Annotated in this window: 11 protein-coding genes; 6 read left to right on the top strand and 5 right to left on the bottom strand. The window is 57.7% G+C overall.

Annotated elements, in window-relative coordinates; all coding sequences use genetic code 11:
* Positions 1-816: 816 nt before the first annotated feature.
* On the bottom strand, positions 817-1,071 hold the full coding sequence (locus tag VGG64_25795) for a hypothetical protein (protein ID HEY1603043.1): 255 nt from the start codon (positions 1,069-1,071) through the stop codon (positions 817-819).
* Between the two features lie 57 nt (positions 1,072-1,128).
* Positions 1,129-1,254 (bottom strand): hypothetical protein, encoded by a 126-nt coding sequence (locus VGG64_25790; GenBank protein ID HEY1603042.1) that lies wholly within the window; start codon positions 1,252-1,254, stop codon positions 1,129-1,131.
* A 35-nt stretch (positions 1,255-1,289) separates the two neighbouring features.
* Here VGG64_25790 and VGG64_25785 point away from each other — a divergent pair, with 35 nt between their 5' ends.
* From VGG64_25785 to VGG64_25760, 6 genes are all read left to right on the top strand, one after another.
* Positions 1,290-1,664, top strand: coding sequence for a hypothetical protein (locus VGG64_25785; GenBank protein HEY1603041.1), 375 nt, complete (start codon positions 1,290-1,292; stop codon positions 1,662-1,664).
* Positions 1,665-1,701: 37 nt separating this feature from the next.
* Positions 1,702-1,974 (top strand): hypothetical protein, encoded by a 273-nt coding sequence (locus VGG64_25780; protein ID HEY1603040.1) that lies wholly within the window; start codon positions 1,702-1,704, stop codon positions 1,972-1,974.
* 69 nt (positions 1,975-2,043) lie between these two features.
* Positions 2,044-2,277 carry a hypothetical protein gene (locus VGG64_25775; protein ID HEY1603039.1) on the top strand — a complete coding sequence of 78 codons (234 nt, stop codon included), beginning with the start codon at positions 2,044-2,046 and terminating at the stop codon, positions 2,275-2,277.
* 346 nt (positions 2,278-2,623) lie between these two features.
* Positions 2,624-3,106, top strand: coding sequence for a hypothetical protein (locus VGG64_25770; protein ID HEY1603038.1), 483 nt, complete (start codon positions 2,624-2,626; stop codon positions 3,104-3,106).
* 138 nt (positions 3,107-3,244) lie between these two features.
* Entirely contained in the window at positions 3,245-4,075 is an 831-nt protein-coding gene (locus VGG64_25765; protein ID HEY1603037.1) for a hypothetical protein, read from the top strand.
* Between the two features lie 659 nt (positions 4,076-4,734).
* On the top strand, positions 4,735-5,037 hold the full coding sequence (locus VGG64_25760; protein HEY1603036.1) for a hypothetical protein: 303 nt from the start codon (positions 4,735-4,737) through the stop codon (positions 5,035-5,037).
* A gap of 227 nt (positions 5,038-5,264) precedes the next feature.
* Here VGG64_25760 and VGG64_25755 read toward each other — a convergent pair whose 3' ends face one another.
* From VGG64_25755 to VGG64_25745, 3 genes are all read right to left on the bottom strand, one after another.
* Complete coding sequence (locus VGG64_25755) at positions 5,265-6,317, bottom strand: hypothetical protein (protein HEY1603035.1); 1,053 nt, start codon at positions 6,315-6,317, stop codon at positions 5,265-5,267.
* Between the two features lie 347 nt (positions 6,318-6,664).
* Positions 6,665-7,096, bottom strand: a complete 432-nt coding sequence (locus VGG64_25750) for a hypothetical protein (GenBank protein HEY1603034.1) — start codon at positions 7,094-7,096, stop codon at positions 6,665-6,667.
* Between the two features lie 293 nt (positions 7,097-7,389).
* Positions 7,390-8,563: hypothetical protein (locus VGG64_25745; GenBank protein HEY1603033.1), on the bottom strand; the 1,174-nt coding region annotated here is incomplete at its 5' end.

Genomic DNA, 8,563 nt, shown 5'->3' with positions numbered 1-8,563 from the left:
ATCCAAAAGATGGCGGCTGCTGAACGGCTCACAACTGCTACCCGACGTGATCGCCGGAGTTCAATTCATCGATGGAATCAAACCCCAAGTAAATGCCGCCTGAAAACTTCCTATCCACAACTTATTGCAATATCTCAGTTCGGCGCTAATCGTATGTATGTCGGCAACGTTGCTTTCGAGCGTTTGAAAGAGACAAAGCCACTCCTGATCGCTGTAGACAAAGTGCTGATGCACAAGGTCGCGTAATGTGGGATTTCCTGGGCATCACACGAAGGCCGCGCGGCGACCACTACGCGCGAGTGAGGGTCAACGGCCGCCGTGAGGGCATCGCCAAGTATCTCACGGCCGCTGAACGAATTTACGCGAGAGATGCACGAGCATCACACTCGCCATACGTACTCGCTCGCCTGCGCGACCGAGTAATCCGCCGACTCGGCCTGCCGTGCCGACTCAGCCTACCCCATGACCGGGAAGACCTCGAAGCTGTGGCAGAGGCCGAGAAGGCCGACGCCGAATACTGGGCGCGGATCAGCACGCTAACGCTGATTCCGGCTCATCAACGTTGGACTTTCGTCCAAGACGCCCGCACGAGGATAGGCCCCGTGTGGCAACACCCAAACCCCGAATACAGGAAACGCTATGCTCGACAAAATCGACAACGCAATAAGAGAAACCGAGGCCCGTCTAAAGGTACACAGTGACGCCATCGCCGCTGGCCAAGACGTGGCGTATCACGATGGTCGCACCCTTAAGCTCCATGCCAGCCTAGCGAAGCTGGTCAAGCATCGTGCTTTACTAAGCCAGGACGCGCGCGAGCTAATCGAGCGAGGCACAATCCGGGCGGCTCTCGATTCCCTGATCTCCGACGTTGAGACAGTACTCGGCGACCACAAGCACTTCGCGGACCGTCTCGATTCGCTTCGGGAAAAAACAATCGCGCGCTGCGCCGACGTTGAGTCGTCCGACAGTCTGCTTGCCGCCATTGTGCAGACAGTACATCGGCTGTCGGATCGGTACGCAAAGCTCCGCGCTGGTGACGATGCCAGTGAGGTGGAGATGATCCGCTTGCATGATAGCCTCTTGGCCCTAAGCCGGACGCACCACAGGCAATCGCAGGACGTGGGCACTTTAATCGACCGCGATGCGGTTGTCACGATCGCAAAGGGTTTTCTTACCGATCTCAAGACTTGCTTCGGTGACCATCTGTTTTTTGCGGCCCGATGCCAGGATATGCGTAGGCTTCTGCGGCAGCACGAGTGGGCATCGTCGCTCGCGCCGGTGGCGTCGTGATGTACGTAGTTCACACAGAAGCTGATCTGGTCGGCTCGGCCCTGATGATGGCCGAGGGCATCCGTTCCATACCAGGATATGCGTTCGTCACCGTAGTTGACGAGCTAATGCTCAGAAGTCTTCGCACCGGCCACGTCCATCCGATCCGTGGCTCATTACTCGACACGATCAAACGTCACCGGGCACAAGGACAGCCACTCCCGCGTGTCGATGAGCACGAGATCACTGGTCCCACGATCAGTCGGACCAATCCGTGGCCAATTAATGAAGTCATGCACCACCGAATTGTAAAGGCGGTCGCACAAAGATGTGGCGAGCAGCCCGAGCGGGCTGTAAAGATTTTGTTAGCGGCCAGCAAAGGCTGGCGATTTTAGAGGCCCCAAAGCCTCACACCCCTGGAGTCCTTTTTCTATGTCCGATTTACCCGATGCTCTCACCCATCTTCCGACAAACCAGTTGAGCGCCACACAGCAGCGTGAACTGCGCAGTGTCAGTTCGCGTGGTGTGCGAGTTCCCTACGATCCTGCCCGGCAATCGGCCGCCGAAGCGGTCGTACGTCAACTGGGGCTGGTTGGTGCGCCCGCAAATCAATTGCAGTTCGGCCTGTCCCCCGAGACGGCTGCGGCTCTGGCATCGCTTGTCGATCCTGCCCGACTCGAAACTCTGAAAGCGCAATCGCGCTAATTTGGCAGGGAACCGCCCGGCGCTTCGCGCCGTGGCGGCTCTTGCCACCACAACATAAAGGACCGAAGAATGATTGAATTTGAAAATGTCACTGTAATACATGACGCGTCTCGACGGATGCTCGTGGACAATCTCGGTGAAACCGAGGTGATCCTGGAGCGCCAAGACGGCGTTGCATGGCCCGTCAATCTGCTGCCGGATCGACGCATCAGGGTCAACAATTATGAGGGACATCCCCTCCAGGTTCGCGTACTTGACGGCGGCCCTGGAAAGGTGCGCGTTCAACCTCTGGGGGCAACATGAGCCACGACTACCGATACCATTGCGAGGTCTTCACACTACTGCCGATCGCACACCATGCGCGGCACCTGTCGTATTGGCTGGAGCGCATCATCAGCAGCACGGAACCGAATGTTCCTGATGGTGAAGTGTTGCTCGGGTGGGCGCATGACAACAGCGGACACGTCCGTCAATGGACCGTGAGCCGAGGTCTGGAATACAACGGCCTGGACGATCCCACGCTATCGACGCCCGGCCACTTCGTTGATTGCGGCAGTGTGCGGCCGTGTCACCATGCTGCCAGATTCCAGAGGAAGCGGGTCGGATGGTTCCGACGATGGCAATGGCGTCGTGCTTTGAGGAGCGTGCCATGATTCTCGAAAAAGAGGGCCAGCGGGCGGACTACTTCCATGCCTTCGATCAGTTGCTTTTTGTGCGCGTCGGGCTGTGCTTTCACTTCACCCCGACGCCACCACAGCATCCGGCACCGGGCCGCCTGTTGCTCGCGTACATGACGCCCGCGCAGCCTGTCAGCGCCGGCCCGACACTGACACGAATTGCGTACTGCCATGTCTGGGAAGACACCGTGGACTGCTGCGATCCGTGCAACGATGCACACGTAATCGTGCCCGAGTCGTTTCTGCCGAACCTCCCTGGAGAGCGTCCTGCGGAATGGCTTGCCAGTGTGGTGTACGACACGCATAAGAATGCCCGGCCATATTTATTGCCGAAGGTGCGACAGGCGTGGCAGCGTCAGTTGCAGCATTCTCGTAAGTACGGGTATGAGATTGCTCGGCCAGTCGCTAGCAAACTGATGCCAGTCTTTGGGTACGCACAATTTGGAGTCGCATGAGCAAGTCGAACCGTTCCCAATACCTAAAAGACGTGGCGGCCGAGCGCCGCCGTGATCTTCGTCGCCTTAGAGAGGCGAACACTCTCCAAACACCGACACCTAAGCCGGCTCGACCGGCACAGAAACCAGAGGTCAACAATGAATAGTCGAATTCCCTACAGCCTTTTCGCGGATCACTACAAATTCAGCATCGACGGTAGCGTGTTCAAGTTCGATCCAAATAGCACGCAATCCCGAGACGCAGCGTTAGCGGCGCTAGATGCTCACGGATCGGCCGTTATCGACGTGCTCGATAGACGTGCTGGCCACAAGCTCACGGGACAAGAGCTACTCACCGGAGTCCAGCACCCTGAATTGCGGCCAGTGGAAAAGCGCCTTGTGGTGATCCCGCAGACGGTCGCGCCGGCGGTCAATCCCGCGCACGTTACGCAGCGTGAATGGCAGCAATACAACGGCCGCGAAACACCGGAGTCAGCAACCGCGCGATGGGCCGCCGAGCACGACCAGCAGCAACTTACTGTTGAGCAACGGCAGGCAGATGCCCGTGATCCTGAGAGGGTCCGCGCCATTCAACATGCTGAACAAGAACTTCAAGCTGCAAAATACAATCCTGATTACTCAGCGGAGGAGATGGAGCAATTTGAGGCGAGAGTTCAAGTCGCCAAGCTCGGCAGTTTGGACGACTACTCTTCCTTGGACGCTGAATGGCGCAAAGTGCAGGCCGAGAAGTTGGCCGAATCCGTGAAGCCGATCGACGATCGAATCAGTCTGCTAAAAAACCGTAAGGCAGAGATCGAGAGCGGCATATTCCGAAAGCCGCCGGCCCCCGTTGTGCAATTTGAAGAGGCTCCAATCGTGGATACGCCAATGGAGCAAATCACAGAGGGTCAATTGTTGGCTCAGCGCGCCGCCACCAAGGCTTTCGACTCGCGTGTGAAGGAAGCACGAGACGCAAAGTTGCCCCGCTAAAACGATCGGGCCCCCCGTCCGATTGGCCGCCGGTGGATTGACACACCGGCGGCGTAATACATCCGTAAGGCTCTACGCTACTGATTCCAGCGGTAGCGGAGCCGGGCTGGCGTGGGCCGGGCATGAGGGTTCGCTCGCGCCAGCATTTTACAGTGAGCGGTTCTTGGTCATGCGGGAACCGCTCCTTACAGCCCGATGTCTTTGGTCAGCATCGGCTGTCGCCCGCCGTCCTTCGTTTGGGTCGGACGGCGGGCGCTTTTCAATCACAGCAGGAGATAGTATGGAAGAGTATTCAATCGAGTACGGTCAAAGCGTGGATGTCTCGCCGCATGCGAAATTTCGCAACATAATCGTGATGGACTCGGGGCCAGGGACCGTGACGATTACGCGAGGCGATGGTATCGAGACTAGTCCGATCTGGGTCCAACCAGACCAGACGATCTTGGTGTTCGACCGAGACGGGTGCGGATGCACGCTTACAGCCTCGGACGATCTCGCCACTGTTAGCGTTATGGCCGTGTTCTCGCGAGCACTGTTCGCCGCGCGCTAAAGAATCATTTTGCCGTCCGCGTTTCAACTTTACCTGCGCGCGGGTGGTATGAGGCCGGGCATCACTGTAATTAGGTGGTGCTCGGCCGGATTTACTCAGAGAAGCAACCATGAACATCGTCCAGGAACGTCAATACAGGGTCCACTACAAAGACGTTGAGCGCGTGGTTAGTCAACAAAGAAATAAACGCTGGGAATTCAGCCGGGCCACGGGCCATCTTACTGGCCACGACCATCGCGTTGCCGTGGAGTATGACTTGAGCCACGTTCCTACATACTTGCAGGACTTGAAGGACGCGGGCCTTATCCCGGAGCGCGGAATTCTCGTTATCGACTTGTCACGATGGACCGACCCAGACGGTGATGAGCCACAAAAGGCACCGCGAGCCAAGGTGCGAGAGAAGGCCGCCTAAAAAGTGCGGATCAAGATGAAGGTGATGATAGCCGCCACGGCGGCTAGGATCACCGCAACTGGGTGCCTCTTGGTAGGGGTCTGGGGTTGCGGTTCCTCGATCACTGACCCAGAGGCTGCGACGATTGGGCTAACGCCGCCCTCGATCAGGATTCCAGTCGCGATGTGGTCGATGTCTGGCATATATCAGATTGTTTGACAACCGACTTACGCGCCTCGCGAAGACGCTCAGGCTCGTTTGCAGGTCTCCCGCCGATACCCCCATACATAAACCACAAGTGCCAACGCGCCAGCAACAAATCCTAGAGTGGACGCGGCAGGTTCGGGAAGTGTTATAAGTACGGCCTCACGCTGAATCGAGGCGGGACTTTGGGCGATGCCGACAATCTGATCGTGGTCATTAATGCCGAACACTCCCGATAAGGTCCAACCCGCTGGCATCAGCGAATTAAGCGATGTCATCTGACCGTCTTGCCATAGGAACGGGCGGTAGCCATTTGAATCGGACACACCAACTACTTGGCCGAGATCATTGACCGCAGTGGCATAACTCGTGGGATAACCGTTCGTGCCGAGATTCGTCAGCACGCCGTTTTGCAAGAGAAAGGCATTTTGGGTTTGGCTCCCCAAAGTCGGTGATTGGTTCCCGATAATTAAGCCTTGATCGTTGATAGCGGTTGCCGTGAGGTACGTTTGCGGAACCAGCGGGGCCAAGCTGCCGTTTTGCCATAGGAAACCATTGTTAGCTGGAAGCGCAATCGTCGGTACTTGTCCTCCTACGACCTGCCCGCTGCTGTTAATTCCGAGCGCTGCGGTGCCGCCGGTTGTATTTACATCACTGACGACACCATTCTGCCAGATGACAGAATGAGTGGTCGTATTTGCCGGTCCAATATCGACGCTGCCGACAATCTGGCCCGCGTCGTTAATGCCATACGCCTTGCTTTCCGAATAGCCAGGCTCGTTGGGCAATTCTGTGATCGTGCCGTTTTGCCATTCGACGGCGTGCATTAGACCGTCAGTGGCGTTTGAGTAACCGACGATCTGCCCTACATTGTTGATGCCTGTAACGCTAATTTCTGTGGCACCCTGCAACGTCGGCAGCGGCGTCATGACACCGTTATGCCAGACGAACGGCTCCTGCCCGGCGGCCGTGGAGAGGACGCCGGCGACATCGCCCTGGTTATTGATGGCGATGGGTTGGGGGAACGCTGCTTGCCATGCGGCAACTCCGAAATCGACGATCGTTACAGCCGCAGCGTCTGCAATGCCAAGATTCATTAATATCAACGCAACAAGCGCGTGCCGTAGATACGTCGCGGCCGAACAGCGATAGCCATGCAAAGTTGCGCGCGCAGGACTCATATTGACTGACCTCGGGAAAAAGGCACTTGTGAAGCACGTCGCTCACGATCGCACCAAAGAGGCGACCGTAGGAAAAATCGACGAAGTTATCTGCTACTCACTGGCGTTAAGCAACCTATACAGACTTCGCAGCGCATAGATTTGCTGCTTAAAAATGCAGATTCTCTAGCGTATGTACGCGCCAGAGGGGTGTCAAGTCACTCAATTAAGGTTTGGGAAACCACCAATTTCTTCTCGTTTGCGGCCGGCATGCGTTACAGGTTTCAAGGGGCGAACTGCGAATTGAACTCGGCGTCGAGCCGCGCGTCCTCGGCGTCCAGGCGGGCCGCCGAGCGTTGGTGACACTCGCCCACGAAGTCTCGGCGCTCGTCTAGATGGGATCGCTGATCCCTGGGGGCAGGCGACCTATGCCGCATGGCATGGTTCAAGCGAGCACCGGGCATCGGCTCGCTGTAGGTTCGCCCCACGCCGTACGTGCCGATGATGATGACACCGCCCTGGGGAACCGGCACGCCGGTTAGAACGCCCCCGGTGCTGGGGGACCGGACCGGGCCGCTGTAAATGGGCACCTGGGCCAGTTGAGCATCGGCGGCACCGCAGATCAGCAGGATAAGCGATACGGCCTTAAAGAAGACCGGCGGCAACGTGACCTGGGGCACCGGGAGATGGTCGCGGCAGACAAGGATCGACATCATGGTCTTGCGCCTCAAAAGTGTCGGTGGTGCAACAAATGGTGCAACCATTCTGGACACTAGCCGCAAACCCATATACGCAATGCACTTCAGACCAGCCCTCGCTTGTTCGTAATGCGGGGGTTATGGGTTCGACTCCCATCGCTGGCTCTTTTTTTCCCGCCCACAATACAACAATCGTCGGTGGGGCTGCTTCGTTTGCCGCGGGGATAAGCGTCGAGCAGCGATATTGGCGCGCGGCTTACAGGTGATCGACGCGCCTTATCATTTTCCCAGATATTGCCGCCCGACCTGCACTAGTCCTGAATTCCCGTGCGGGCTTTGAAATGGCTGTTTGTGTCGAAGGCGATCGGCAGTATGCCGGACTCGCGCGCGTCTTCGATCGACACCTGTCGATAGTCGGGGTCCTCTTCGAACTTGGCACGGTTCTCTGCGAGATCCTGCGTGCCGGACTCCACCGCCGCGCAGAACGAACGCCATGAATTCTCAGCGCGCCATTTGTCGTTAACCACGTTCTGCGCGCCCGGCAGCGGCGACGGTGCGCTGGCGATCTTATCGCCGATGAGCGTTGTTTCCAGGCCAATCAACTGGGTGTGATCGCGATCCAGGTAAAACGCCACATAGCAATGATGCGGCAGCACGATCAAGACGGGCTCGATATTGATCTCGCGCATCATCGAAGCGAGCAGCACCGCGCCATCGACGCAATTCGCCTGGCTGTTATTGATTGATTCGTCGATCAGCCGCACATGCTGGCAATAGACCATCGAGCTGGTCGCCTCCGAGGCGGTGATGCTGCTGTACCGCACGTCGCGCTTAGTCAGCGCGTGCCAAAGCGCGTATACCTGCCGATACAGATCGTCCGGATCGTCGGATTGGTAGCCGGTGAACGACTCGACGACGCCATCGTCCAGGGCCTCGCGCAGCAGCTTGTCGACAAACGGATGCTGCTCGTTCACATAGGCGGCAAACATGTAAGACGTGTCAATCACTTCTCCGTCGGGCATCTTGATCGCGAACGGACAGTCGTTCACCGAGCGCAATGTGGCATTGTCGGCGAAACTTTCCGGCTCGTTGTCCCCAACCTTCACCGTGTAGGTGATGGCTAGCGGCGTCGCTTGCTTGTTGCGGACCAGCGATCGATAGCGGTAGCGGATGTGTGGGAAGACGTTGTACGCCGCGCCCCCGGTTGCGAGCGTGCCGCGGAACATGCTCCGTTCGAGAATCTCGCTGCATTCGACAGTAACCGTGATCGGCGTATTGTCGGCGGGCGCTTCGACCTGAACTCCCAATAAACCGTGCGGGTCGCCCAATACGGTCACCTGCTCGGTGTCGTCTGCCGCGTTGTCGGTGTCTTGGGGGTCGTCGGCATCAGAATTGCGGATCGTGGCGTTCACCAGCATATACGAGGGGAACAACTGTTGATCCCAGCCCGTGATGGTCGCAAAGGTTTCCTGCGCCGTACAGAAC

The sequence above is a fragment of the Pirellulales bacterium genome (assembly GCA_036490175.1).
In the GTDB taxonomy this organism is placed as follows: domain Bacteria; phylum Planctomycetota; class Planctomycetia; order Pirellulales; family JACPPG01; genus JACPPG01.
The sequence above is the reverse complement of the archived record's forward strand: the minus strand, read 5'-3'. Positions and strand labels throughout refer to the sequence as shown.